This is a genomic window from Streptomyces sp. F001, assembly GCF_004187715.1.
Lineage (GTDB): Bacteria > Actinomycetota > Actinomycetes > Streptomycetales > Streptomycetaceae > Streptomyces > Streptomyces flavusporus.
Genome location: NZ_QZWF01000002.1, coordinates 666,649 through 688,875, shown reverse-complemented (window position 1 = coordinate 688,875; position 22,227 = coordinate 666,649). Strand labels below are relative to the sequence as shown.

Below are 22,227 nucleotides of genomic sequence, written 5' to 3'. Positions count from 1 at the left end.
GCACGTCTCCCCGTGCGGCGCAGCCAACGCTGACCACGGCCCGGCATGGCCCAGTATCCGATGAGTTCGTGGACTGTCCAAGTGATCGCGCCCGGAAGGCCGGCCAACAGCGCCCACCGGCCGGCTCCGCGCTTCACGGGACCAGGCCGGTCGGGTTTTACGGGTGCCGTCAGTCCTGGCGGATCTTCAAGCGCGGGTTCTTCTTGTTGACGACGAAGACCACGCCCCGCCGCCGGACCACCTGGGCCCCCGGTTTGGACTTCAGCGAGCGCGAGGACTTGCGCACCTTCATGGCTCCGCTCCTTTCCTTGTGCGGATACGGGCTCACGGTCAGCGCTGGGCTGCCGCCGTACGGCCGTAGCGGCGCTCGAAGCGTTCCACCCGGCCGGCGGTGTCCACGACCCGCGAGGCCCCGGTGTAGAACGGGTGGCTCGCCGAGGAGATCTCGACATCGACCAGCGGGTAGGTGTTGCCGTCCTCCCACTCGATCGTCCCTGCCGAGTCGGCCGTGGAGCGGGTCAGAAACGCGACGTCTGCGGCGCGGTCACGGAAGACGACCGCACGGGATTCGGGATGGATGCCAGACCTCATGGGGATTGTTTCCCTTCTCATGGTGTCGTCCGCCCGGGGCGGAGGCGTGGTTCAGCGTTCCTCGCAGAAGGGGACGTGCGCCCCGGCCACCGGGTCGTACTTGCGCAGGACCAGCCGGTCGGGGTCGTTGCCGCGGTTCTTGCGCGTCACATAAGTGATGCCGGTCCCCGCCGTCGACCTCAGCGTCACGACGGGACGCGTGGTGTTGCGTGCCATGGGGTCCTCCTTTCACCCCGGCATTGACTGGTGCATGCCAGGGCCTGTGCGCTGGAACAACGGCTCCTGCCGTCGCATTCCCGACCCGGCGCGAGACACCCGCTGCCGCAGGTCCGCCGAGACGGATCGACCAGGGCACCGATGCACCCCACGGCCCCTCCCCCGCTCCGGCCGCGCGGGGAACCGTGTCGACCCCACTCGGCTCACCGCCCACGCCGTCACCACAACGGCTCACCGCTCAGGCGGGTGCGGTTGCCGGGCTCAGCTGCGTCTCATCGTCGGGCGCCGGCAGAGCGTCCGGCGTGGAGAAGTCCGGTCAGAGCGATGCCCATCCAGGCAGTGAGATGGACGAAGGCGACCGTCATGGAAACAGCGGGCCAGAGAATGCCGACGACGTCGGCAGCCAGGTTGCCACGGACCGGACGGTGGCGAGCATCCCGAAGGCTGAGCCACGCGACTCCTTGAGGGCGAGGGCCGGGCCGTCTTCGACCGCGCCGATTCCGACGCCTGCCAGGAGGAACGGGAGCGCGAGCAGGGCGGTCGTTTCGAGGGTGAACAGCCCATGGGCGAGGGCGAACGCGGCAACGCCCCCGGCCGGCATCAGCTGGTCAGAGATCGGTCACGAGTAGCCGGTAACCGACATCGATGGTTTCGAGCGTAAGCAGCTCGGCGTGACGGGTTTGCCAGCGGCCGGTCGTCAGGTCGTCCGCGAGCCGGGTCAGGCCGGGCGCGATGGCGTCTTCGCCGGTCTGGGCCAGCATGGAGATCCCCGCGCGCACCTGCCGGTCGAGGTAGGCGTGGGGGCGGCGCCAGTATGCGGCGCCGAATCCGTCCGTGCAGTCGTGGGGGACGCGGACCGGTTCCTGGCGCGCACCACCTAGCAGGTCGACCAGCTGGTCAGTGGAGATGGCGCGGGTCTCGTCAAAGGCGGATGCCTCCGGGAGGTATTCCCGTACGAGCCAGAACTGCTCGCGGAAGATGCGCTGTTCCCACGTCAGGATGACGATGCGGCGCCGGGCAACCCTGCGCAGTTCTCTGATTCCGGCCGCCAGGTCGGACCAGTGGTGGATGGTCAGCAGTGCCATGACGGCGTCGGCGGCGTTGTCACGCAGCGGGAGGTCTTCTGCGACCGCCTGCACGGCGGGCGCGGATCCCGGCGGGCGCTGGGCAAGCATGACCCGGCTGGGTTCGACCGCGAGGACCGTCTGCGGCGGTTCGTAAGAGCCGGTGCCCGCTCCGACGTTGATCACGTCGGTGACGTTTCCGAGTGCACCGTGGATCTGCGCGGCGATCCGCCGATCAGGCTGTCGTGTCCGGGCATACGTTGCGCCGAGCATGTCGTAGGTGGCCATGCCAGTCAGTATGCGCTGCGGGCACGGTCCCGGGCTTCGCCTTTGGGAAGTCTCGTCTCCCTCACATGCCACACCGTCCCGGGCCCCGCCTGGCGACAGCACTCGCACTCGCGATACCTCCGAGGACAGCAGATGATGCAGTCGGCCGTGCGCGGCATGGAGCAGTTCTTTGTGGACGACCAGATGACGCGCAGGCGCGCACGACGGGCGAGGAGCTGCCTGGATGAGGAACCATGAAGTATGCGCCCGGATGACGGGCACATCACCGAAGACCTCGACTACTTTCTCGCCCGTGCCGGAGACTTCCTGCGCGCGCCCGGCTCTGCACACCATGCAGCTGACGGTGACCGAGACACTGCGAACACGCGGGGCGGACGCGTACGGCGCGGAAGCCCCCGTCTTCGGCCGTCTGGAGCGAGCGGGCGAGGTCTGTGCCACCTTCTTCTTCTTTCGCATCCCGCCCGGTCGCCTGAACCTCACCCCCCTTACCCCCGAGCATGCCGACACGCTCGCCGCCCGCCTGGCCGGCCTCGGCCACCCCCTCCCAGGCGTCAGCGCGGAGCACGACACCGCCACCGCTTTCGCCGAGGCCCGGCAGCGGCACACAGACGCAACGCCGACACTCCGCGAGCGGCACCGCCTGTACCGCCTCGGCACGCTCACCCCGCCGGAGCCGCTCCCAGAGGGCCGGGGCCGACTCGCGGGCGAGCAGGACCGCAAGCAACTCAGGTGCTGGTTTTGCGAGTTCGCCGCCGCCATCGGAGAAATCCCCTCCGCAGACGCCGACGCCTTGGCCGACACACGCTTCGCCGACAGACGCGTCACCCTGTGGGAGACCCCGGACGGCACTCCCGTCTCCATGGCGGGCATGACCGAGATGAGCGCCGGCCAGATCCGGGTGACCCCCGTCTACACCCCGGCCCACCTACGCGGTCGCGGCTACGCCAGCGCTGTGACCGTCGAGGTGAGCCGGGCCGCACTGGCCGCAGGCGCGACGGAGGTCGTGCTGTTCGCGGACTTGGCCAACCCCACCAGCAACAGCCTCTACCAGCGAATCGGGTATCTTCCGGTCACCGACTTCGCTGCGTACGACTTCTCGTGTGACGCGCCGGAAGTCGGGGAAGGACTCTGGAGCGTTCCGCGACGGGCACAGCGAACACGCGGGCCTCCCGGTCAGAGCCGAGGACGTCGAGCGCCTGACCCCGCCTACCCGCGGTAGGTTTCCAGCAGCCGCAGCCAGACTTCGCTGATCGTCGGAAAAGCGGGGACGGCGTGCCAGAGCCGTTCGACGGGCACCTCGCTGGTGACCGCGATGGTTGCCGAGTGCAGCAGCTCTGCGACCCCGGGGCCGACGAAGGTGACCCCGGCCACGGTGCCGCGGTCGAGGTCGACCAGCATACGAGCCTTACCGCGATATCCCTTCGCGTACTGGACCGCGCCGGCGACGCGGCCGATGTCGTAGTCCACCGCCCTGATCCGGCGCCCGGTGCGCTCGGCTTCCCGCGTGGTCAGGCCCACTGACGCAACTTCCGGATCGGTGAACACCACTTGCGGTACAGCGACACTGTCGGCGGTCGCGACGTGCGGGCCCCAGCGGCTGTCGTCCACCGGTTCCCCGTGGGCACGGGCTCCGATCACGGCGCCCGCAATCCGGGCCTGGTACTTGCCTTGATGGGTCATCAGGACGCGGTGGTTGACATCGCCGACCGCGTAGAGCCATCCGTCGTCGATGGCGCTGACCCGGAAGGTGTCGTCAACGGTCAGCCAGTCGCCTGGCGTGAGGCCGATGGTCTCCAGGCCGATGTCGTCGGTGCGCGGGACTCGTCCGGTCGCGAACAGGATCTCGTCGGCGGCCAGTTGCTCGCCGTCTGCCAGGGTGATGCGTACCTCCCCGTCGGCGCCTTCCTCCCGCGTCACGGACGTGACGGAGGCCCCGAACCGCACATCGACGCCGGCCTCACGCAATGCGTCCGCGACCATCTCTCCGGCGAAGGGCTCCATCCGCGTCAGCAATCCGCGGTTGCCTCGGACCAGCATGGTCACCTGGGCACCGAGCGCGCGCCAGGCAGTGGCCATCTCGACGGCCACCACTCCGCCGCCGACCACGGCGAGACGACCAGGTACCCGGTCGGCGCCGGTTGCCTCACGATTGGTCCAGGGGCGAATCTCGTCCAGATGGGGAAGGTCCGGCAGTGCCGTGCCGGTGCCGGTGCAGACGGCGACCGCGTGGCGGGCGGTGAGCCGTACCGTGTCGCCGTCGGGGGTGCTCACCACGACCTGGCGAGGGCCGTCGAGGCGGCCCTGACCGCGTACGAGGTGGACGGAGACCGAGTTCAGCCAGTCGACCTGGTCGTCGTCCTGCCAGTGGTTCACGATGTCGTCGCGGTGTGCAAGGACCGCGGCCACGTCCAGTGGCCCGGCGACCGCCTGTCTCAGCCCCGGCACACGGCGTGCGTCGGCGCGTGTCAGCACCGGCCGCAGCAGCGCCTTGCTGGGCTCGCACGCCCAGAACGAACACTCTCCACCGAGCAGCTCGCTCTCCACGATGACGGTGCTGAGCCCCGCAGCGCTGGTCCTGTCGGCCACGTTCTCGCCGACGGGGCCGGCGCCGATGACGACGACGTCGTAGGTGCGGAGAGTGTCGCTCATTGCTGCTCCTGTGTCTCTCGGGCTTCGCGGGCTTACGTCCTGGGGGGAGAGGTCGCGTGTTGTTGTCCGGATCCGCCTCTGCGTGGCCGACGGTGCTCGGCAGTTGCGGTAGGCCTCGGGGACTGGTGGCTGCCGGCCGCGGAGGACTACGGCTGCACCTGAGGGGGACGGGCAGATCGACGTCTGGTCACGGGCCGGGAAGCCAGGTCGTTTTCAGGGCCATTCTCGTCATCACTCTCAGTGAACCGCGAGTCACAGTGATGATGCCTGATGTGTCTCACGGTAGGGCGACGCCGCGCTCCGCTCCGGGCAAAGACCGGCCCATGGAGGCTCGCGGCCGGCGGAGGGAACCGCCAGTGCTCACGCGGGCTGAGTGGCGTGGTCACCACGCCTCCCAACGCCTCTGCCTCCTTACTGCTGCGGCCGTACGGTCCGGGTGCGGCTGATTGGCGTTCCGCCGGATGTCCCCTACGTCTGTTTGAGCGGTGGACGGACACGGTACGGACAGCTCCACCGCTCACACACAAGGACAGTTCCCCATGGACCTGAAGCTCGAAGTCATCGTGCTGCCCGTCTCCGACACCGACCGGGCCAAGGCCTTCTACGAGAAACTGGGATTCCGCCTGGACCTCGACACGGGGCCCGGCGGGGACTTCCGGGGCGTGCACTTCACGCCGCCCGGCTCCGGGTGCTCGATCCTGTTCGGCGAGGGGCTGACCTCCGCCACCCCCGGCTCGGTGCAGGGGCTGTATCTCATCGTCTCCGACATCGAGGCGGCCCGCGCGGAGCTGGTCGACCGGGGTATCGAGGTGAGCGACATTTTCCACGATGCCGGAGGAGTGCTGTTCCACGGTCACGAGGGCGGAGACGTCACCCATCGGCTGGCGGGCCAGGAGCGCTTGCCCGGCCGGCATCCCGAGGGCGCCTCCTACTCCTCCTTCGCCACCTTCAGCGACCCGGACCGCAACGGCTGGGTCCTGCAGGAGATCACAGAGCGATTCCCCGGCCGCTGAGGGCGCGTCACGGAGCGAACAAGGCCCCGCTGCAGGTGAATGGCCGGGGCCCTGGGCTCGGCGTGCCGCAGCGCCATCTCGCCCAGGCGTGAAGTGATACCCACGATCTGGGCACCCCGGCGGCAGGGATGAGAGAAGCCCCGGCCGACGACGCCGAGTCGCCAGGCGGGGCTGCATGGAGCCCAGGCGCGGCGGAGGGCGGACGCGCACAGCACTGCGCAGCCCCGACCACGGCTGCCCCGCGTCGGCGAGGCCGCGCCCCAGGGCCCCGCACAGCGTTCTCAGCGCGCAGTCGCTGAAGTTCCTCCGTGAACTGCGGTGGGGTGGTAAACGAGGCGGTGAGTTCGATGGAGTGCCGCTTTCCGACGCGAAATTCGGCCTTGGGGCCGACGAGCAGCAGGCATCCGTCGGAGGAGGAAGTCCTCTTCGGTGAAGAAGCACAGGACGGGGCGGCGGATCGATCGAACTGGGCGAGGCCGTTCCGTTGGACCACCAACGTGTATTGAATCGCCGAGAGTTGTGACGGCACGCTCAAGGTCAACGGAAGCACGGCCACATGGCCCGTTGGCGTGCCGACGGTCCCGTAACCCGCCCGGCAGGAGCGTCACCTGGAGCACATGACACAACTCAACGAGAACAATCGGCTCCACTCATCCGTATTATCGCTGTTCAAGACGCCGGGCAGCAGGTGCGGCCCTTTACCGCACCGTCAGACGAACCTGCGCGTGTACGGCGTGGGTTCTGCGACTCGTCAGCGGGCCCCGCGCCAACTCGTCGGCCGGTCAACCGGCAGAAAGGTCAGCATCATGTCCGAGAACACCGCCGCCAGTGACCTGGCAGCGCAGTACGCCGCCCAGGTGAGCAGTGACCTGGAACGCAACCTCAAGGAGCAGGAGCGTATCGGTACGGAAATCGCCGTCCTGCAGGATCAGTTGACCACGTTGCAGCGTGACCACACCGTGCTGGTCAGCATGCAGCAGGCACTCGGCATCACCCCCTCCCCCGCCCAGGCCCCCCAGCCCGCCCGGCCTGCCCCCACGCCACCGCTGCGTGCCCGCCCCCCGGAAGAAGACCGCCTCCGGCGCGGGCAACGCGACACGAGGGAAGAAGGCCACCGCCGCCTCCGGCCGGGCGAAGGCCGGCAAGCCGGCCGCGGGCACGGCGGGCAAGGCCCCAGCCACGGCCGTGAAGCAGGCGCAGCCGACGCTGATCGACCTGGTGCGCGGCCATCTCGGTGAGCAGAGGGAACCGCGCTCCGCCGCGGAGATCGCCACCGCGCTCGGCCAGGCCCATCCCGAACGGCGCATCAAAGCCACCGTCGTGCGCACCACGTTGGAGAACCTGGTCGCCAAGGGCTACGCCCAGCGCAGCAAGCAGGGCACCTCCGTCTTCTACACCGCCCCCGACACACCCGACCAGACCTCCAAGGAGCCGTCCAGCAAACAGTCCGCGGACCAGCCTGAGGCACAGCCCGATCACGGTGCATGAGGCGTGGGGGTTGTGCGGCGCACCCGAGCGTTGGTGCGCCACGGCCGTACGCGGTGTGCGGGGTACGGCTGGTGGTCGTCGGGCATCCCGGAGGCAGCCCCCTGCGGCGGACGCTGGCCGGGATTCCGCCGGGCCGGCGTTCCGCCGGGCCGCATGGACACGGGCGACGGCCCCTCGGTCCGGACAGCGCTGTAAGGGGACTGCAGACGGGACTTCGTGTCTGCCCCTTGATTCCCCTTTCTGGGACCACTGAGGCGCATCCGCTGCAGCGCTCACCTTCTGCAACACGCTGTAACGCGTGTCGCAGAGGGCCGCGAGCACGACAACTCCGTGGCGTGGCCGGAGTTTGAGGGCTGATCGGGAGTGGGTGGGCGCGTTCAGGGGCCTGCGTATGAGCGCGCGAATCCGTGCCCGGGGACCCACGACCGCCGCAGCCCCGAACCTCACGACCTGGTGGCGGAGCGCGGCAGGAAGAGGACCACTGCGACACCGATCGCCGAGAACACGGCGCCGAGGGTGAACACGATGGTGAACGCGCCTTCGCCCGGGACCTCGGAGCCGGCGACCGAGTGGCTGCTCAGGATCGCGATCGCGACCTGGGTTCCGATGACGCCGCCGACTGTCCTGACGACGGTGTTGAGGCCGTTGGCGGTCGCGATCGCGTGGTGCGGCGCGAAGCGGGCCACGAGTGAGGGCAGCGCCGCGAAGCTCGCGGCTGCCCCGGCTCCCAGCAGTAGGGAATCGGCGAGGATCTGTGCCGGCGTTGCGTGCCACAGCGCCAGCGCGGCGCTTCCCGCCAGCACCAGCACCAGCCCTCCGAGCAGCGGGGCACGGTGACCGAAGGCTCGCTCCAGGCGGGGCACGACCGGCGCCACCAGGATCTGCAGCAGTGCGGAGGGCAGCATCAGCAGGCCCGCGGCGGTGATGCTGAAGCCGAATCCCCGCGTGGTGCCTTCGGGCCCGTGGGCGGGCAGTTGGGCGAGCGTCGGCACGAGAAGGAAGAAGATCAGTGCCGCGGCGTAGAAGAGCGCGGCGGCCGAGTGAGTCAGCAGCATCGACCGCTGGAGGACACTCGGTTCGAGCAGCGGGTGCCGGGTGCGCTGTTCGGCCACGGCCAGGGCGGCCAGGAAGACGGCCGCGGCAAGGAAGAGGCCGAGCACCGGGGCGGAAAGCCACCCTGCGTGCGAGCCCTGGGTGATGGCGAGCAGCAGGGCCACCAGACCGAGGGAGAGCAGGAGGGTTCCCAGTGCGTCCTGAGGTTCGTCCCGGCGTGATGCGTCGTCCGGTATCCATTTGGCCACCAGCACGAAGGCGACCGCGATGACGCCGGCGAGTACCGCGAACATCCACCTCCAGGAGGCGTGGTCGACCAGGAGGCCGCCGAGGACGAAGCCCAGGGCGGTGCCCGCTCCGATCATCGCGGAGACGATGCCGAGGCCTTGGCCGATGCGTTGTCTGGGAAGCAGCATGCTGACGAGGGCGTAGGACAGGGGAAGTGCCGCCGCCCCAGCTCCCTGCGCCGCGCGTGCCAGCAACAGGACGGGGAAGTTCCATGCGAGGGCGGCCAGCACGGTGCCGGCGCCGAAGACGGCCAGCGTGGCGAGCAGTACACGGCGCTTGCCGCGCCGGTCACCGAGACGGGCGAGTACCGGCGTCAGTACGGCTCCGGACAGCAGGTAGAGGGTGAATACCCACGCGGACCAGTCGCCGCTCACCCCGAAATGGTTCCGGAATGCGGGCAGGGCAGGAGCGACCAGCGTCTGCAACAGCCCGTAGGCCAGCACGCGGACGGCGAGGCGCGACCACACGACCGGCGGGCGGCGGGTCCGGGCGGTCGCCGCGGCGGGGACGGGTGGGAAGCGGTGGTCGGTCTTCCTGGAACATGACGACCTCTGATGTGGGGCGGGCGACCGGCAGGACCGTCACCGCGCCGCGAGAGCGCGGCACGGTGACGGCAGTCAGCTCGACGAGCGAGCGGAGCAAACGACTGGCAGAGCGCTCCGATCGGCGGAGTTACTGGCTGTTGGGCGCAAGCTCGTCCAGCGTCTGTACGCGCTGGACGATCTCCCACTTGCCATTCACCTTGCGGAGCTTGTCGGTGTAGGTGCCGGTGGCATAGACGGCGTGCTCCGCCTCGGTCTCCGCGACCCAGTACCAGGAACGGGCCGTGGCGGTCGTGCCGTTGACCTCGATCATGGCGGGGCCGGTCATGTGCCGCTTGCCCTTGGTGAAGCCCTTCTCGGCCAGGTCGATGAACATGGCCTTGATCTCGCTGCGGCCGTCGGCGGAGCCGAAGGGACTCCGGTAGTGACCGTCCTTGGCGTACAGGTCGGCGTAGCTGTCGGCGTCCCGCAGATCGATGTACATCTGGTGACGGTCTATCACCTCGCGGATGGCGAACCGGTCACCAGCAACGTTGCTCTCCGTGGCGGTGGCATTCCCGCCCAGCAGCAGGCTCGTGGCCGCCACAGCACCCGCCAGCACACCGACGACGGGTGCGGCCGCCCTCCGGATGGCATTCATGTCGACTCCTTCACGATCCGACCTTAGTCAGTTTCTTGATAGTCACAATCATGACTAACTTGATCGTATTCGAGTCCGAGGTGCGGCGTCCAGTGCCGGAGGGACCAGGAACCGGTCAGCGTGAAGTCCGCCGACGAGCGCCCCGCTCGCGGGCGCTCCCGGACGGCGGGTAGGCGGGTAGTCCTTCTTCGGCAAAGCGCGGCCCCGGCAAGCCTGCCGGGCGGCGGTGTCGATCCGGGCAGGGGCATCCGACAGCCGGGCGGCGGCAGGATGGGCGGGGAGGACTCCTGTCCCCCGCCAGCCGTCTTCGACGGCACACTGGGCCAGACACAGCCCGCCGGCCGGAGTCAGCGAGGCGTTGCGGTGGACCAACGTGGGCGCCGCGCAGAGCAGAGAACGGACGGATCCACGCCGGGCCTGCGACGGCAGCCCCGACCACGCCCTCCGTGACCATTATTATTACTGATGGTGACAGTCAATAACGGTGACGAGGAGGGTGTCATAGTGCGGCGCAGCGAACGGAAGCTCAAGGATCCGGATCTCGGGATTCTGTCCACCCGACTGCTCTTCTCGGTCCAGAAGGAGCTCTTCGACACGCTGGCCGAACAGGGGCATCCCGACCTGCGTCCACAGCACGGCGCCGTGATGGGCTTTCTCGACGAGGAGGGCAGCCGGGCGACGGAGCTGTCACGGCAGTCGGGCACTCATAAGCAGGTCATCGGCAACCTGATCGACGAGCTGGAAGCCCTGGAGTACGTGGAGCGTCGGCCCGACCCCCGGGACCGGCGGGCCAAGCTGATCGTCCCCACTCGCCGGGGGCGGGACCAGATGAAGAAGTCGGACGCGATCATGGCCGCCATCGAGCAGCGGCACGCGGAGTCGATCGGCGAGCGGCAGTACGCGGCCTTCAAGGACGCCTTCCGGGAGATCACCGGCCGGCAGCTCGCGCAGTTCGACGAGGCCGCGGCCAGCAGACGGGATCCGCGCAAGGGCACCGGTCGCTGATCCCGACTCGCAGCGGGACCACTTCGCAGGCGACCACCGGCGGCACTCCCGCGCGGCGCCCGGCATCGACGGCCTGACGGCGCAGGAACCGCTCCGGGTCGAATCCTCCCGCGAGGTTGCCGAGGTACGCCTCGTGTGTGGCCGAGAATTCCCCCCCTCAAGGTGCGCCGTGACGTCGGTGAAGGACTCGGCCTCCGGTGACGAGCCGAACATGGCGCAGCGGACTCCGGACCTCGGCCGGCGTCCTTCGTCGAGCAGTTCGGGGAACACCCGCCGGTTCGCCGCGTCGCGGGCCGCGTCGATCGGCGCGGAGCCCTCGGCGCGGTGGCCGGCCTCGCCACGGGTGACCAGCAGGTCGGCCATGGTCCTGCCCTGGGCGTCCACCGGGCGATCGCCGGTGAGGCCCCGAACTCCAAGTCGTCCGGGTGCGCCAGCACCGTGAGCCCTCGGCGCCAGCCCTCCGGCACGGTCTGCCGCAGCATCCAGCCAATGGTCAGCATTGGTGATAGTCACGATTCTTACTATACCCCATTCGCTCAGGCGGACGGTCTGCGTCGTCACAGGCCGGGAACGACCACAACGCGCCCTCCGGCGCTACCGCTTTCAACTGCTTCATGAGCAGCGGCGATGTCCTCCAGCGGGTAGCGGTGAGCAATGGGATGGACCAGTGCCTTCGCGGCGGCCGCGGCGCTCAGTTCCTCGGCCGCCGCCTGCTTGGCCGCGGCGGGGAAGTCGTCGCTTCCCAGGAAGTGCACGGTGACGTTGGAGAAGCCCAGCTGCCAGAAGGGGATGGCCGTGCGTGCCTCGTCGGTGGCGTAGGCGGCGATCACCCCTCCCACGGCGAGGAGCTCCAGATCGGTGTCCGCACTGGCCCCGAACGCCACCTCGAGCACCCGGTCGACCCCCCGCCCTGCGGTCAACTCCTTCACCCGGCCAGGCAGCGTGCCGTCCGCCAGGAGCACATGGTCTGCGCCGGGCACCGGGCCCGGCCGCCGGACGGTGGCGATCACCCGCGCCCCGCCGCGCCGGGCGAGGGCAACCGCCGAGCGGCCGACCGCACCGGTGGCACCGGTGACGAGCACCCAGGCGTCCCGCAGCGGACCGTCCATGAACAGGGCACGGTGCGCGGTGATCCCGGAGATCCCGAGACAGGCGCCCTGCTCGAAAGAGACACCGTCGGGGAGGTGCACCGCCTTCTCGGCGGGCACGGTCACATAGCCGGCGGCCGTACCGAAGGGCCGGTACGACTGCGCGTCATAGCACCACACCCGCTCCCCCACCCGGGCGGGGGGAACGCCCTCGCCCACGGCGTCGATGACGCCGGCGCCGTCCGAGTGCGGGATCACCCGGGGCCAGGCCATGCCGTAGCCGATCCAGTCCTGCCTCTTGATCACGTCCCCGTGGTTGATGCCCGAGGCGTGCGCACGGATCCGCACCTCTCCGGGGCCGGGCTGCGGATCCTCCGTCTCGCCGACCCGCAGCACCGCGGACGCGGGGCCTGTCGACTCGTACCACGCTGCGCGCATGCTCAGTCCCCCGCGGTCTTGAGCAGGTCCGGCAGCCGCCGCACTACTGCCTGCCAGGACGGGTGGCCCGGGTCGATGACGTCGAAGTGGTCCGCGCCCGGGACCTCCACGCACTCCACCTGGTCTCCTCGTTCCCGGGCGGCGGCGACGTACGCCCGGCTCTGGGTGGGGGAACGCCGTTCGGCGTCCCGTGACGACAGGTGGCGGTCACGATGGCAGGCGTTCGATTGAGCCAGGCGCGCGTAACGGTCGGGCATGGCGTCGGCACGGCCACCGAGCAGTGCGGCGGTCGTCCCGTGGGGCGTCAGGCCCGCGATGGTGGGGGCGAGTTCCGGCCGTGCCGGGGCGGGAGCCTTCGCCGGTGGCGGTACGGTCGGGTCGCCGAACCGGACCCCCAACTCGTCGGCGTCCGCGGCGCGCAGGTCCAGTACGCCGGCCAGTGATACGGCGGCGGCGAGCGGTACGCCTGCGTTGCTGCTGCCCGGCGCCCCAGCGGGCAGCCCGGGCCGGGACGCAAGCCACAGGGCGAGCTGGCCTCCCGCGGAGTGCCCGATCGCCACGACGCGGTCCAGGTCCAGCCTGCCCCGGGCGGAATCGGCCGCGGTCTGCCCGCCGGGCAGGTGCCCCGCCACGAGACCGGCCAGAGTGTCGACGGCAGCGGCGGCATCCTCCAGGGTTCCGGGCCAACCGCCGCCGTCCTCTCCCAGACCGCGGTAGTCGATGTTCCAGACGGCGTAACCGCGGTCCACCAAGTCCTGTGCCAACGGCACGAGTTGGCTGCGGTCGAGCATCGCCGTCCAGAACCCGCCGTGGATGAGCACCACGACCGGGTGGATGCCGTCGCCCGGTGGAAGATACAGATCGCCCGCCTGGGACGGCGCGGGGCCGTACCCGGCGGTCACCACGGCTGGGCAGTCGCGTCGGCGAGGGTGCCGCGCTCGGAGCTGAGCAGCTCGCTGATCGGCGCGAAGAACGCCTGGACGGCGGGGAGGTTGCCACCCTTGGCCTTGGAGGCGTCCAGGTCGTCGGCCGTGTCCCACCACACGATGTCCAGCCACTGCTCGTCGTCGACGCGGACCAACTGGGCGCCGAGGAATCCGTGCCGGTCCGCGCGGAACGCCTCGAGCATCCCCGGCCGCGCGTCGAGAAGTTCCTGGGCCCGCTCGGCGGGGACCCGGAAGCGGGTCAGTTCTACGGCAGTCATGATCGTCCTCAGGAGTCGTACGGTGCCCGGCGCGGTTCGCCGGTGGTTCACAGGAGCAGGACGGGCTTGACGGCCTCGCCCAAGGCCGCGGCCCGGGCGGCGTCGTTGATCCGGTCGAACGGAAACGTGGTGACCAGGCGCTCGACGGGAAGGCGGCCGGCTGCGTGCAGTGCGGCCAGGGTGGGGATGAACACGTGGGGCACACCTCCGCCTTCGACGATTCCCACGATCCGCTTGCTTGCGTTGACGATGTCCGCAACATCGACCGCCGCCTCGCGTCCGAAGGGCGCGCCCACGATGCCGATGACGCCGCCGATGGCCGCGGCGTCGATGGCCTGACGGAACACCAGCACATTGCCACTGCTCTCGAGCACATGACCGGCTCCGCCGCCGGTGAGCTTCCGGATGGCCGCCACCGGGTCGGCCGTGCGGGCGTCGATGGTGTCGGTGGCACCCAGTTCGGTGGCCAGGGCCAGCCGGCCGGGGTTCACGTCGACGGCGATGACCTGCGCGGCCTGGGCGAGCCGGGCCTCCATGACGGCTGCGAGCCCCACAGCACCGGCCCCGAACACCGCGACCGAACCGCCGGGCGCCGGCCGCAGCACGTTCAGCACCGCGCCGGCGCCGGTCTGGATGCCGCAGCCGAGCGGTGCGAGCGTGGCCAGCGGCGCGTCGTCGGGGAGCTTCACGGCGTTCCGTTCGGTGACCAGCGCATGGGTGGCGAAGGACGACTGCCCGAAGAAGTGCCCGTGCAGCGGTGTGTCACCGTGCCACAGCGTCGGGCTGCCGTCCGGGCGCGCCCCGGCGGCGAAGTTGAGCGACAGGAAATCCACGCACTGGCTCGGCAGACCGGAGCGGCAGCTCGCACAGGCACCGCAGGAGGCGAACGTCAGCACCACCCTGTCACCGGGGCGCAGCGAGGTGACGCCCGCTCCGACCGTCTCCACCACTCCGGCACCCTCATGCCCCAGTACGGCCGGATGCGGGAAGGGGGTCTTCCCCTCCCGGGCGGCGATGTCGGCATGGCAGATACCGACCGCCTCGACGCGTACCAGCACCTCACCGGCGCGGGGGTCGTCGAGCAGCACGTCCAGGGTCTCGAAGTCGGCACCCGGCTCCGGTACGACGGCGGCTTGGATCAGCTTCGGCATGACAACTCCTTCGGCGCTCCTGTGGCGGCCCACACAGCCTATTAGTAATAAATCTTGACCGTCAATACTGTGACCATAGGCTGAGTGGGCGGTTCACCTGCGCCTACACACTCAGGAGATCACCATGAACGCAGTGCCGCCCGCCGAGACCCACCAGCTCACCGGTGTCTGGCAGATAGCCCCCCATTCCGAAGTGAGCTTCACCCTGCGCCACCTCATGGCCCGCGTGCGCGGCAGCTTCACCTCCTTCGGCGGGACCATCACGGTCGGGGACGATCCGACACGGTCCAGCGTCCGCGCCGAGATCGACACCGCTTCGGTCGACACACGCAACGCCGACCGGGACAAGCACCTGCGCAGCGCCGACTACTTCGACACCGACACCCACCCGACGGCACACTTCGAGTCCGTCACCGTACGGGTACAGGACAACGGTGGATACCGCGTCGAGGGATTCATGACCATCAGGGGCGAGAGCCGTCCGGTCACCCTCGACCTGGTGCTCCTCGGCGTCGCCGAGGACCCGTGGGGCGGCACGCGAGCCGGATTCCGGGCGTCCACCCGGATCAGCCGCTCCGACTTCGGCGTGACGGGCAATGTGCCCCTGCCCGGCGGGCGCGCGTTGATCGGGGACAGCGTCGGGATCGCACTCGAGATCGAGGCGGTCAGGCAGCAGTAGTCCTGTACCCGACCGGAAGGGGTGCGGGCGAGGAAGTGTCCGCACCCTGGTCCGACCGGCCGTGTCCGGCCCGCGGGTGCAGTGGGCAGGGAACCGTGGGTCCCAGCAGCCCGTGTGGACTCGTCCAGCGGGTGGCGGTGAGCGCGGTGAGATCGATGGCGGCACCCCGGCGGTGCCGGACGGCGTTTTCACTGGCGGCGCGGGCGACCACTTGCCGCACCGCCTCGATACTGCATCGCGCCTGGACGACCCATGTCTGGGTGCCGTGCACTTCTTCCTCGCCCACGGTGTGCACGGTGGGGGCGGTGACGTTCCACAAGGCCATGGCTGTTACTGCTCCTGTTCGAGGACTTCGTGAAGGCCAGTTGGTGGCGGTAGGACAGTGGCCGGATCAGCTGCCGGCGGACGGCGTCGCCCGGCCGAGCGCTGGGCGGTGCCGGGCCCTGCGGGGGACAGGGCCCGGCACCCCGGGGCTCCCGCGGGGCGGCTAACGGGGTGGTGCCCCGCGGGAGCGGCTCGGTGGCGGGACGGGTCAGCCGTTCTTGGAGTAAGCGGCGGACAGTTGGCCCACCAGCGCGGCGAACGGCATGTCCACCGCCCCGTAGACCTCGTATGCCTTCGGGTCGGTGTTGTCGGCGAGGATTTCGACCATCGTGGTGGCGTAGTCGGTGACGATGACACCTGCCTGCTGCATCCGCAGCAGACCTGCCGTGCGCTTGGTCTCGCTGAAGGTGCCCGAGGCGTCGATGGCCGCGTACGCGTCATAGCCGGCGGCCGTTGCGGAGATCGCCGGGAAGGCGACGCACACCTCGATGGAGATACCCGCGATGATCAGCTTCTTGCGGCCGGTGGCCTCCACGGCCTGACGGACACGAGGCTCGCCCCAGGCGTTGACGGTGCTGCGGTCGATCACCTCGAGACCCGCGGGAAGGACCTCGGTCAGCTCCGGTACGAGCGGGCCCCACATTCCGTCCGCCATGGTGGTGGTCACCACGGTGGGGATGTCGAGCACCTGAGCCGCCTTCGCCAGAGCCGCCACGTTGTGCTTGAGCGTGGCGACGTCGATGTCACGCACGCCGGTGAACAGGCCGATCTGGTGGTCGACGAGCAGCAGGGCGGTGTTGTCGCGGGTCAGCGGCTCGTGGAAGCGGCCGGTTCGGGAGGTGTGCTCGCTCATGATGCTTCTCCTGTCTGGGGGGCGGTCGTCCGCCCGGGCAGGGCGGTCGCCCGCCCACATTAGTCAATCTTGTGATAGTCACTAACAATGACTAACTGGGAGCCTATTCCCGGGCTGACAGATAGGCAAGATCACATGCCCTTCCACCACCTGGCCGGAGGCCGCAGCCGCCGCCGGCGGCGGCCACCGACCTGGAGGCCTCCGCCGAACACAGCTGCACCGCACCGCCCAGCGCAGGAGCGGCACGCCGACACTGCGCTGCCCCCGGCTCACCACCCGCTCCTTGAGCGAGGAGGGACGCTCCAGCCTGCCGAAGGACGCCGCAGCCGCCCACCGGGCTCTCGGTGAACGCCGCACACACGGCAAGGTCGCCCTCGAACCGAGATGACGCAGGCCGGCTGCGACCACGTACGGGTACCAGGCCGCACACTCGCCGAGAATCGCGCTTCTCAGGGTCGCGCTGTCACAAATTCCGTGTCCGCCTTGTCTTGCCGATGAAGACGAAACTGACCGGTACCGACGAGCGACGTTCCCGACGGGCCGTCACTTGCGCGATCGGTAGCATTTCCGCCGAAAAGGTAAGAGCCCCAAGTCCGGGCAGAAGCAGCCGTTCTGACGGACACTCGAAATGCTGGGCGTAGGGGGCGCTGGTGGAACGAGTGGACTGAGGTGACTCCGATGGCGGACGAGAGCGTGTTGCACCCGAGTCTGATCGCCCCGGTCGGGCACGTCGAGCCTGTGCCGCGGCGCATCCGGGGGCTGATCGGCGGCCGCGTCGTCTTCGACACCCGGCGTGCCCTGTACGTGTGGGAGTGGCCCGCCTATCCCCAGTTCAGCATCCCGGTCGAGGACATGGTCGAGGGTGTGCTGACCGACGACGACCACGCCGAACTGCTGGGTGCCGGGCCCGCGCGGCGTCACTCCCTGCACGTCGGGTCCGAGGTCCGCGAGGGTGTGGCGTGGGTCTGGGACGACGGCGCCCCGGCGCCTCTGCACGGCACCGTCCGTTTCGAGTGGGACGCGCTGGAATCCTGGCTGGAGGAGGACGAGCCGGTCTTCGTGCATCCGAGGAGCCCCTACTCCCGGGTGGACGCGCTGCGTTCGTCCAGCAGCGTCCGTGTGGAGCTGGACGGGGTCGTGCTGGCGGACGCGCCGAACTGCGTGAAGCTGTTCGAGACCGGCCTGCCGACCCGCTACTACCTCGACCGCATGCACGTCGACTGGACCCGGCTGCGCCACTCCGACACGGTGACCCGCTGCGCGTACAAGAGGACGACGAGCGGCTACTGGTCGTTCGACAGCGACGTCGCCACCCACGAGGACATTCTCTGGGCGTACGACTTCCCGACGATCCACGCCCACCGCATCGCGGGCATGGTCGCGTTCTACAACGAGCACGTCGACCTGTACGTCGACGGCACGCTGCTGCGGCGGCCCACCGACCTCCTGCGCACGGAAGTGACCGGTCGTGCTGGTTGAAGTCGGCATGCCCGATCTGCCTGAGCCAGTTCCAGGTGAACGCCCGGGCGGGCAGGGGCACGCAGCCCGGGGATCGGCTCGTCGGATGTCACCGCCGAGCAGCGCGGGTCGAGGCACTTGAACCGGCGCACCGCCCGCTGTCCGGCGCAGCTGCCGTGCGAGCATGAGTGGCCATGATCAAGACGCAGCCGATTGCCAAGGAGCCGGCGTGAGACAGAGCGTCGCAGTGGCGGGGCCCCTGGCGGCTCTGGCGCTGCTGACTGCGTGCGGGGGTTTCGCGGGTGGCACCCATCCTTGCACCCTGATGGACACGCCCGCCGGGATCCGGGTCGAGGTCCACCCGGATCTGGCGAGCCGGGTGGCAGGCGCGACCCTGACGGCCTGCTGGGAGGACACGTGCCGGAAGCGCACGCTGCAACTGCGGCAGAGGCGGTCGGCTGAACCGGCCACCCCAGGGAATCCCGTGATGACCACGGAATCCGCCACCGCCACAGAAGACCCGGCGGCGCCCCCCGACGTCCCCGAGCGCTTTGTCTGGCCTGGTTTCGCGGACGTACGTGACCTGCCGGGAAAGCCGGTACGCGTCACGCTGGTGTTCAAGGACGAGCGGGGCGCCACTATGTTCGACCGACAGATCACTGTCACCCCGCAGCCCACGTATCCCAACGGCCGAGAGTGCTCGCCGGGCGGCCACCAGGCGCACCTGAGGGTCACGGGTGAGGGCTCGCTGATCCCGCGCTGACCGTGCGCTCCACAAGGGATTCAGGCCGGCGAGGAGCTGGTGGCCGCCCGCGTCTGCCCGATGTGGAACAGCAGCCGCTGTCCGGCCCAGGGCTGCCCGCCCAGCCCCCAGCAATCCAAGGTGTCGCCACTCCGGTCCCCTGACCGCCCGACCGGGTCAGGAGCCCGGAATGATGCGGGTTCCTGTGCCGCTGACACGGACGCGCGGATCCCCCGCGCGCAGAGTCACGGTCAGCTCGCCGGGGCGGCCCAGGTCCTCGCCCTGGTGCAGGGTGAGGACGGCGTCCTCGGGGACCAGGCCGAGCTCGCGGACGTAGGCACCGAACGCGGCGGCTGCGGCGCCGGTCGCCGGGTCCTCGACGACGCCGCCGACGGGGAACGGGTCACGGACATGGAAGACGGTGGCCGACTCCCGCCACACCAGCTGCAGCGTCGTCAGATCCAAGCGGTGCATCAGGGCTTCGAGGCGCGCGAAGTCGTACGCGAGATCCGCCAGGCGGGCGCGCGTCGCCGCCGCGAGGACGAGATGGCGGGCGCCGGCGAAGGCGATGCGGGGTGGGAAGGCCGGGTCGAGATCGGCGGCCGGCCAGCCGAGCGCGGCAAGCGCCTCCGCAAGGTCAGCGCCGACGATCTCCTCGATGTGCGGCTCGACACTGGTGAGCGTGGCCCGCAGCGTCCCGCCCTCGTCGGTCACCTCGACCGGCACGATGCCGGCGCGCGTTGCGAACACCAGCTCCCCGGGGCCCATCTGCTCGGCGAGCGCGACAGCGGTCGCGACGGTGGCGTGCCCGCAGAACGGCACCTCGGCCTTGGGGCTGAAGTAACGGATGCGGTAAGCCCGTTGCTCCGGGCCGCCGAGGCCCTGCGGGGGTGCAGTCAGGAACGCGGACTCCGAGTACCCGAGGTCGGCGGCGATGGCCAGCATGTCACCCTCGTCCAGGGCGGCGGCGTCCAGAACGACGCCGGCGGGGTTCCCGCCGTCGGGGGTGCTGGAGAAGGCGGTGTATCGCAGCACCTCGGGCCGCGGAGCATTCGTCGTCATGCTCCTGGCAACGTGCGGCCAGGCCGCGCCTGTTCCCGGACCCGGGTGGAACGCTCCCGTCGTGGATCATGCTGCGCCCCCGGCAACGTCCGCGACCATGAACACGCCTGCCCCAGCGCTCCGAGGCCCACATCACCGGGGCCCGCGAGCACCCTCATGACCAGACGACTCACCCGGCGGTCACTGCCGGGGGGGGCCGGCGTGGGTACTGCCCGCGGGCCGCTGCTTGACCTGCGCAGACACGGGCGAAGCCGTGGCCCTGCACCGGCGTCCTGATCCCCGTCCGGTGAGCCCGGACGCTGGATGGCCCGTAGAGTGGAAGGGCAGGTGGTCGCGCTCGCAGGCCACGGAGAGCGCGTGATGACACCGGACATCGATTTCACGGCGTTCTTCGACGCCACACCAAGCCCGTACCTGGTGCTGGACACGGACCTGGTGATCAGCTACGTCAACCCGGCATACCTGCAGACCACCGGACGGACCAGGAAAGAACTGATCGGGCAGTACTTCTTCGACGCCCTGCCGGAAAACCCCGCCGTCCCCGACGAACATGCCGAACAGAACCTGAAGACGTCACTGCGCCGGGTCCTGGACACCGGGAAACCGGAAACCCTGGTGCTGCAGCGCTACGACATCCCCGCCCCCGCCCAGCCGGGCGGGTTCGAGGAGCGATGGTGGTCCGAGATCCACACCCCGATTCCCGGGCCGGAAGGCACAGTGAAGTGGATCGTCCAACGAGCCGAGGACGTCACCGCTTTCGTCCGCTCCCGCCGGGCGCGCGAGCTCACCAGTGAGTTCACCGAGCGGGAGAAGGGCATGGCAGCCGAGCTGTACGTGCGGGCCCGCGAGCTGCACCGGCTGAACCAGGAACTGCGCCAGGCCCACGCCCGCGAACGCCAGGTCGCCGTCACTCTGCAGGAGGCCATGCTCTACGTCCCCGACCTGCATCAGCACAACGACAACATCGCCGTGCGGTACCTGCCCGCGACCACCTCACTCAACGTGTGCGGCGACTGGTACGACGTCGTCGACCTGCCGCCCGACCGCTACGCGGCGGCGGTCGGAGATGTCACCGGCCACGGCCTGCATGCCGCGGCCGTCATGGGCATGCTCCGCAGTGCCCTGAGCGCAGCCATCCGGGCCATCCCCAGTCCCGCCCAGGCCCTGGAGGTCCTGGGCCTGTACGCCCGCTCCCTGGAAGGCGCAACGGCCGCAACCGCGGTCAAGGTACTCATCGATCCCCGCAGCAGACTGATCATCTACAGCAACGCCGGCCACCCACCGCCCGTCCTGCTCCACCCCGACGGGACTTTCGAGCTGCTGGACAAGGCCACCGATCCGCCGCTCGGCACCCGCGAGCACCATGTCCCCCGCCCCCAGGCCGGCCTGTCCTACACCCGGGGGGACACCCTTGTGCTGTACACCGACGGTCTCATCGAGCGCCGCGACGAGGACATCGACGCCGGCCTGGCACGGCTGACCACAGCCCTGGCTCAGGACAGCACCCTCGCCCCCGACCAGCTCGCCGACACGCTGCTGGCCCGCCTCGACGTGGCCGACGGCGCCCCTGACGACATCGCCCTCATCATCATCCGCCTATAGCTCTGCGCGGCCTCTGACAGCACACGGCGCTGCCTGCGTCAGGGATCTGGACATCGACGCCCTGCACTGACTCTGGGCACGAGAAACGCCCTCGGCGCGATCGCGAAGACCAGGCAGGGGGCCTTGGCCAGGAGCGGTCGAGGCAGTCCTGCACGGGAGGGAACAGGCCGCGCGGCACGTACTGATGGATCCGGAGGCACGCCCATGTCGCAGTCGATCGGCAGGCGGTCGTCGAACGGGTTCCAGGGGACGGCGTCCACGATGTCGCCGTAGCAGTACATCATCCGCTCGGCACCCGGTTGCCGCGGCGATCATCGTCTCGGCCTTGCGAAGCCACGAAGGATGCCCGGCTGCACCACTCGGCGGGACATGGCCCTTGCCCGCTCCATCAGCCTCATCCGGCACCCTGACCCGGCGCCGTGGTCGGGCAGGGCCCTGTGCAGTGCGCAGCAGAGCGGAGCTGGATGGCGGGGCCATCAGGGTGGTCACAGGCCGTGTCGGGCAGCCGACTCAGGCCCGGCTGGGAATGCTGGACCGGAAGCGGCGCCCTTCCCAGCGACAAGGAGCACGGCATGCCCACGGACCCGGTCGGACGATTCCTGGCGGCTTTGGACCCGGACCACCGCAAGGCCGTCAGCGCCAAACCGCGCGAGGAACAGGAACAGCTCGCGGCAGCCTGGGAACGGGAGCTGGAAGCCGACACCGAGCTCGACACCCTCGACGAGCTGTCCCCGCCGGCGGCGGAAGCCGAGGCGGCCCGTCGCGTCCTGGACCGCGGAACCGGCTAGA

General features: G+C 69.9%; 24 protein-coding genes and 2 pseudogenes. 9 read left to right on the top strand and 17 right to left on the bottom strand.

Annotated elements, in window-relative coordinates:
• Window positions 1-169: 169 nt before the first annotated feature.
• The 5 genes from StrepF001_RS10825 to StrepF001_RS10805 form a co-directional block, all read right to left on the bottom strand.
• Window positions 170-292, bottom strand: coding sequence for a 50S ribosomal protein L36 (locus tag StrepF001_RS10825; RefSeq protein ID WP_129798076.1), 123 nt, complete (start codon window positions 290-292; stop codon window positions 170-172).
• A gap of 38 nt (window positions 293-330) precedes the next feature.
• The gene (locus StrepF001_RS10820) at window positions 331-591 is read right to left on the bottom strand and encodes a type B 50S ribosomal protein L31 (RefSeq protein WP_129798075.1); all 261 of its coding nucleotides are present in this window, start codon (window positions 589-591) and stop codon (window positions 331-333) included.
• Between the two features lie 51 nt (window positions 592-642).
• Window positions 643-807 carry a 50S ribosomal protein L33 gene (rpmG, locus tag StrepF001_RS10815; protein ID WP_129798074.1) on the bottom strand — a complete coding sequence of 55 codons (165 nt, stop codon included), beginning with the start codon at window positions 805-807 and terminating at the stop codon, window positions 643-645.
• 361 nt (window positions 808-1,168) lie between these two features.
• The gene (locus tag StrepF001_RS10810) at window positions 1,169-1,408 is read right to left on the bottom strand and encodes a hypothetical protein (protein WP_129798073.1); all 240 of its coding nucleotides are present in this window, start codon (window positions 1,406-1,408) and stop codon (window positions 1,169-1,171) included.
• A gap of 7 nt (window positions 1,409-1,415) precedes the next feature.
• Window positions 1,416-2,159 carry a methyltransferase domain-containing protein gene (locus StrepF001_RS10805; RefSeq protein WP_129798072.1) on the bottom strand — a complete coding sequence of 248 codons (744 nt, stop codon included), beginning with the start codon at window positions 2,157-2,159 and terminating at the stop codon, window positions 1,416-1,418.
• A gap of 240 nt (window positions 2,160-2,399) precedes the next feature.
• On the opposite strand from StrepF001_RS10805, the pseudogene StrepF001_RS10800 reads away from it, so the two are divergent.
• Window positions 2,400-3,255 (top strand): annotated as a pseudogene (locus tag StrepF001_RS10800) (GNAT family N-acetyltransferase); the annotation flags it as partial.
• A gap of 110 nt (window positions 3,256-3,365) precedes the next feature.
• Here StrepF001_RS10800 and StrepF001_RS10795 read toward each other — a convergent pair.
• Window positions 3,366-4,808: an NAD(P)/FAD-dependent oxidoreductase gene (locus StrepF001_RS10795; protein WP_129798071.1), complete on the bottom strand. Its 1,443-nt coding sequence runs from the start codon at window positions 4,806-4,808 to the stop codon at window positions 3,366-3,368.
• A 539-nt stretch (window positions 4,809-5,347) separates the two neighbouring features.
• On the opposite strand from StrepF001_RS10795, the gene StrepF001_RS10790 reads away from it, so the two are divergent.
• A complete protein-coding gene (locus tag StrepF001_RS10790) occupies window positions 5,348-5,821 on the top strand; it encodes a VOC family protein (protein WP_129798070.1) in 474 nt (157 codons plus the stop codon).
• 782 nt (window positions 5,822-6,603) lie between these two features.
• Here the strand turns inward: StrepF001_RS10790 and StrepF001_RS47440 are convergent.
• On the bottom strand, window positions 6,604-6,777 hold the full coding sequence (locus tag StrepF001_RS47440) for a hypothetical protein (protein ID WP_240797484.1): 174 nt from the start codon (window positions 6,775-6,777) through the stop codon (window positions 6,604-6,606).
• Window positions 6,778-6,871: 94 nt separating this feature from the next.
• Here StrepF001_RS47440 and StrepF001_RS10785 point away from each other — a divergent pair, with 94 nt between their 5' ends.
• Window positions 6,872-7,309, top strand: coding sequence for a BlaI/MecI/CopY family transcriptional regulator (locus tag StrepF001_RS10785; protein WP_346656916.1), 438 nt, complete (start codon window positions 6,872-6,874; stop codon window positions 7,307-7,309).
• 443 nt (window positions 7,310-7,752) lie between these two features.
• On the opposite strand, the gene StrepF001_RS10780 is transcribed toward StrepF001_RS10785, so the two are convergent.
• Window positions 7,753-9,117: an MFS transporter gene (locus tag StrepF001_RS10780; RefSeq protein WP_129798069.1), complete on the bottom strand. Its 1,365-nt coding sequence runs from the start codon at window positions 9,115-9,117 to the stop codon at window positions 7,753-7,755.
• A 205-nt stretch (window positions 9,118-9,322) separates the two neighbouring features.
• On the bottom strand, window positions 9,323-9,832 hold the full coding sequence (locus StrepF001_RS10775) for a nuclear transport factor 2 family protein (RefSeq protein WP_129798068.1): 510 nt from the start codon (window positions 9,830-9,832) through the stop codon (window positions 9,323-9,325).
• Between the two features lie 465 nt (window positions 9,833-10,297).
• On the opposite strand from StrepF001_RS10775, the gene StrepF001_RS10770 reads away from it, so the two are divergent.
• Window positions 10,298-10,837 (top strand): MarR family transcriptional regulator, encoded by a 540-nt coding sequence (locus StrepF001_RS10770; protein WP_129798067.1) that lies wholly within the window; start codon window positions 10,298-10,300, stop codon window positions 10,835-10,837.
• Between the two features lie 219 nt (window positions 10,838-11,056).
• Here StrepF001_RS10770 and StrepF001_RS47435 read toward each other — a convergent pair.
• The 5 genes and pseudogenes from StrepF001_RS47435 to StrepF001_RS10745 form a co-directional block, all read right to left on the bottom strand.
• A pseudogene (locus tag StrepF001_RS47435) lies at window positions 11,057-11,319 on the bottom strand (PIG-L family deacetylase); the annotation flags it as partial.
• A 75-nt stretch (window positions 11,320-11,394) separates the two neighbouring features.
• Entirely contained in the window at window positions 11,395-12,363 is a 969-nt protein-coding gene (locus tag StrepF001_RS10760; protein ID WP_129798066.1) for an NADPH:quinone reductase, read from the bottom strand.
• A 2-nt stretch (window positions 12,364-12,365) separates the two neighbouring features.
• Window positions 12,366-13,265: an alpha/beta hydrolase gene (locus StrepF001_RS10755; RefSeq protein ID WP_206306812.1), complete on the bottom strand. Its 900-nt coding sequence runs from the start codon at window positions 13,263-13,265 to the stop codon at window positions 12,366-12,368.
• Complete coding sequence (locus tag StrepF001_RS10750) at window positions 13,262-13,567, bottom strand: antibiotic biosynthesis monooxygenase (protein WP_129798064.1); 306 nt, start codon at window positions 13,565-13,567, stop codon at window positions 13,262-13,264. The genes StrepF001_RS10755 and StrepF001_RS10750 overlap by 4 nt, the downstream gene beginning before the upstream one ends.
• A gap of 47 nt (window positions 13,568-13,614) precedes the next feature.
• Window positions 13,615-14,718, bottom strand: coding sequence for an NAD(P)-dependent alcohol dehydrogenase (locus tag StrepF001_RS10745; protein ID WP_129798063.1), 1,104 nt, complete (start codon window positions 14,716-14,718; stop codon window positions 13,615-13,617).
• 124 nt (window positions 14,719-14,842) lie between these two features.
• Here StrepF001_RS10745 and StrepF001_RS10740 point away from each other — a divergent pair, with 124 nt between their 5' ends.
• Window positions 14,843-15,397, top strand: a complete 555-nt coding sequence (locus tag StrepF001_RS10740; RefSeq protein ID WP_129798062.1) for a YceI family protein — start codon at window positions 14,843-14,845, stop codon at window positions 15,395-15,397.
• Here the strand turns inward: StrepF001_RS10740 and StrepF001_RS10735 are convergent.
• A complete protein-coding gene (locus tag StrepF001_RS10735; protein ID WP_129798061.1) occupies window positions 15,384-15,722 on the bottom strand; it encodes a hypothetical protein in 339 nt (112 codons plus the stop codon). The genes StrepF001_RS10740 and StrepF001_RS10735 overlap by 14 nt on opposite strands.
• Before the next feature lie 207 nt (window positions 15,723-15,929).
• Window positions 15,930-16,574 (bottom strand): isochorismatase family protein, encoded by a 645-nt coding sequence (locus StrepF001_RS10730; RefSeq protein WP_206306811.1) that lies wholly within the window; start codon window positions 16,572-16,574, stop codon window positions 15,930-15,932.
• A gap of 678 nt (window positions 16,575-17,252) precedes the next feature.
• On the opposite strand from StrepF001_RS10730, the gene StrepF001_RS10725 reads away from it, so the two are divergent.
• Both StrepF001_RS10725 and StrepF001_RS10720 read left to right on the top strand, forming a co-directional pair.
• The gene (locus tag StrepF001_RS10725; RefSeq protein WP_129798059.1) at window positions 17,253-18,053 is read left to right on the top strand and encodes a DUF427 domain-containing protein; all 801 of its coding nucleotides are present in this window, start codon (window positions 17,253-17,255) and stop codon (window positions 18,051-18,053) included.
• Between the two features lie 466 nt (window positions 18,054-18,519).
• Window positions 18,520-18,795 (top strand): hypothetical protein, encoded by a 276-nt coding sequence (locus StrepF001_RS10720; protein WP_129798058.1) that lies wholly within the window; start codon window positions 18,520-18,522, stop codon window positions 18,793-18,795.
• A 156-nt stretch (window positions 18,796-18,951) separates the two neighbouring features.
• On the opposite strand, the gene StrepF001_RS10715 is transcribed toward StrepF001_RS10720, so the two are convergent.
• A complete protein-coding gene (locus tag StrepF001_RS10715) occupies window positions 18,952-19,836 on the bottom strand; it encodes a PhzF family phenazine biosynthesis isomerase (protein WP_129798057.1) in 885 nt (294 codons plus the stop codon).
• Window positions 19,837-20,196: 360 nt separating this feature from the next.
• Between StrepF001_RS10715 and StrepF001_RS10710 the strand changes: the two genes are divergently transcribed.
• Together StrepF001_RS10710 and StrepF001_RS10705 are read left to right on the top strand one after the other, a co-directional pair.
• Window positions 20,197-21,438 carry a SpoIIE family protein phosphatase gene (locus StrepF001_RS10710; RefSeq protein ID WP_129798056.1) on the top strand — a complete coding sequence of 414 codons (1,242 nt, stop codon included), beginning with the start codon at window positions 20,197-20,199 and terminating at the stop codon, window positions 21,436-21,438.
• 572 nt (window positions 21,439-22,010) lie between these two features.
• Window positions 22,011-22,226, top strand: a complete 216-nt coding sequence (locus StrepF001_RS10705) for a hypothetical protein (RefSeq protein WP_129798055.1) — start codon at window positions 22,011-22,013, stop codon at window positions 22,224-22,226.
• Window position 22,227 lies beyond the last annotated feature (1 nt).

What these genes read in the sequence shown, in the direction of transcription:
- StrepF001_RS10825 (WP_129798076.1), bottom strand. Translation starts at nt 292, where the DNA reads ATGAAGGTGCGCAAGTCCTCGCGCTCGCTGAAGTCCAAACCGGGGGCC.
- StrepF001_RS10820 (WP_129798075.1), bottom strand. Translation starts at nt 591, where the DNA reads ATGAGGTCTGGCATCCATCCCGAATCCCGTGCGGTCGTCTTCCGTGAC.
- rpmG (WP_129798074.1), bottom strand. Translation starts at nt 807, where the DNA reads ATGGCACGCAACACCACGCGTCCCGTCGTGACGCTGAGGTCGACGGCG.
- StrepF001_RS10810 (WP_129798073.1), bottom strand. Translation starts at nt 1,408, where the DNA reads ATGCCGGCCGGGGGCGTTGCCGCGTTCGCCCTCGCCCATGGGCTGTTC.
- StrepF001_RS10805 (WP_129798072.1), bottom strand. Translation starts at nt 2,159, where the DNA reads ATGGCCACCTACGACATGCTCGGCGCAACGTATGCCCGGACACGACAG.
- StrepF001_RS10795 (WP_129798071.1), bottom strand. Translation starts at nt 4,808, where the DNA reads ATGAGCGACACTCTCCGCACCTACGACGTCGTCGTCATCGGCGCCGGC.
- StrepF001_RS10790 (WP_129798070.1), top strand. Translation starts at nt 5,348, where the DNA reads ATGGACCTGAAGCTCGAAGTCATCGTGCTGCCCGTCTCCGACACCGAC.
- StrepF001_RS10775 (WP_129798068.1), bottom strand. Translation starts at nt 9,832, where the DNA reads ATGAATGCCATCCGGAGGGCGGCCGCACCCGTCGTCGGTGTGCTGGCG.
- StrepF001_RS10770 (WP_129798067.1), top strand. Translation starts at nt 10,298, where the DNA reads ATGGTGACAGTCAATAACGGTGACGAGGAGGGTGTCATAGTGCGGCGC.
- StrepF001_RS10760 (WP_129798066.1), bottom strand. Translation starts at nt 12,363, where the DNA reads ATGCGCGCAGCGTGGTACGAGTCGACAGGCCCCGCGTCCGCGGTGCTG.
- StrepF001_RS10750 (WP_129798064.1), bottom strand. Translation starts at nt 13,567, where the DNA reads ATGACTGCCGTAGAACTGACCCGCTTCCGGGTCCCCGCCGAGCGGGCC.
- StrepF001_RS10745 (WP_129798063.1), bottom strand. Translation starts at nt 14,718, where the DNA reads ATGCCGAAGCTGATCCAAGCCGCCGTCGTACCGGAGCCGGGTGCCGAC.
- StrepF001_RS10740 (WP_129798062.1), top strand. Translation starts at nt 14,843, where the DNA reads ATGAACGCAGTGCCGCCCGCCGAGACCCACCAGCTCACCGGTGTCTGG.
- StrepF001_RS10735 (WP_129798061.1), bottom strand. Translation starts at nt 15,722, where the DNA reads ATGGCCTTGTGGAACGTCACCGCCCCCACCGTGCACACCGTGGGCGAG.
- StrepF001_RS10730 (WP_206306811.1), bottom strand. Translation starts at nt 16,574, where the DNA reads ATGAGCGAGCACACCTCCCGAACCGGCCGCTTCCACGAGCCGCTGACC.
- StrepF001_RS10725 (WP_129798059.1), top strand. Translation starts at nt 17,253, where the DNA reads ATGGCGGACGAGAGCGTGTTGCACCCGAGTCTGATCGCCCCGGTCGGG.
- StrepF001_RS10720 (WP_129798058.1), top strand. Translation starts at nt 18,520, where the DNA reads ATGACCACGGAATCCGCCACCGCCACAGAAGACCCGGCGGCGCCCCCC.
- StrepF001_RS10715 (WP_129798057.1), bottom strand. Translation starts at nt 19,836, where the DNA reads ATGACGACGAATGCTCCGCGGCCCGAGGTGCTGCGATACACCGCCTTC.
- StrepF001_RS10710 (WP_129798056.1), top strand. Translation starts at nt 20,197, where the DNA reads ATGACACCGGACATCGATTTCACGGCGTTCTTCGACGCCACACCAAGC.
- StrepF001_RS10705 (WP_129798055.1), top strand. Translation starts at nt 22,011, where the DNA reads ATGCCCACGGACCCGGTCGGACGATTCCTGGCGGCTTTGGACCCGGAC.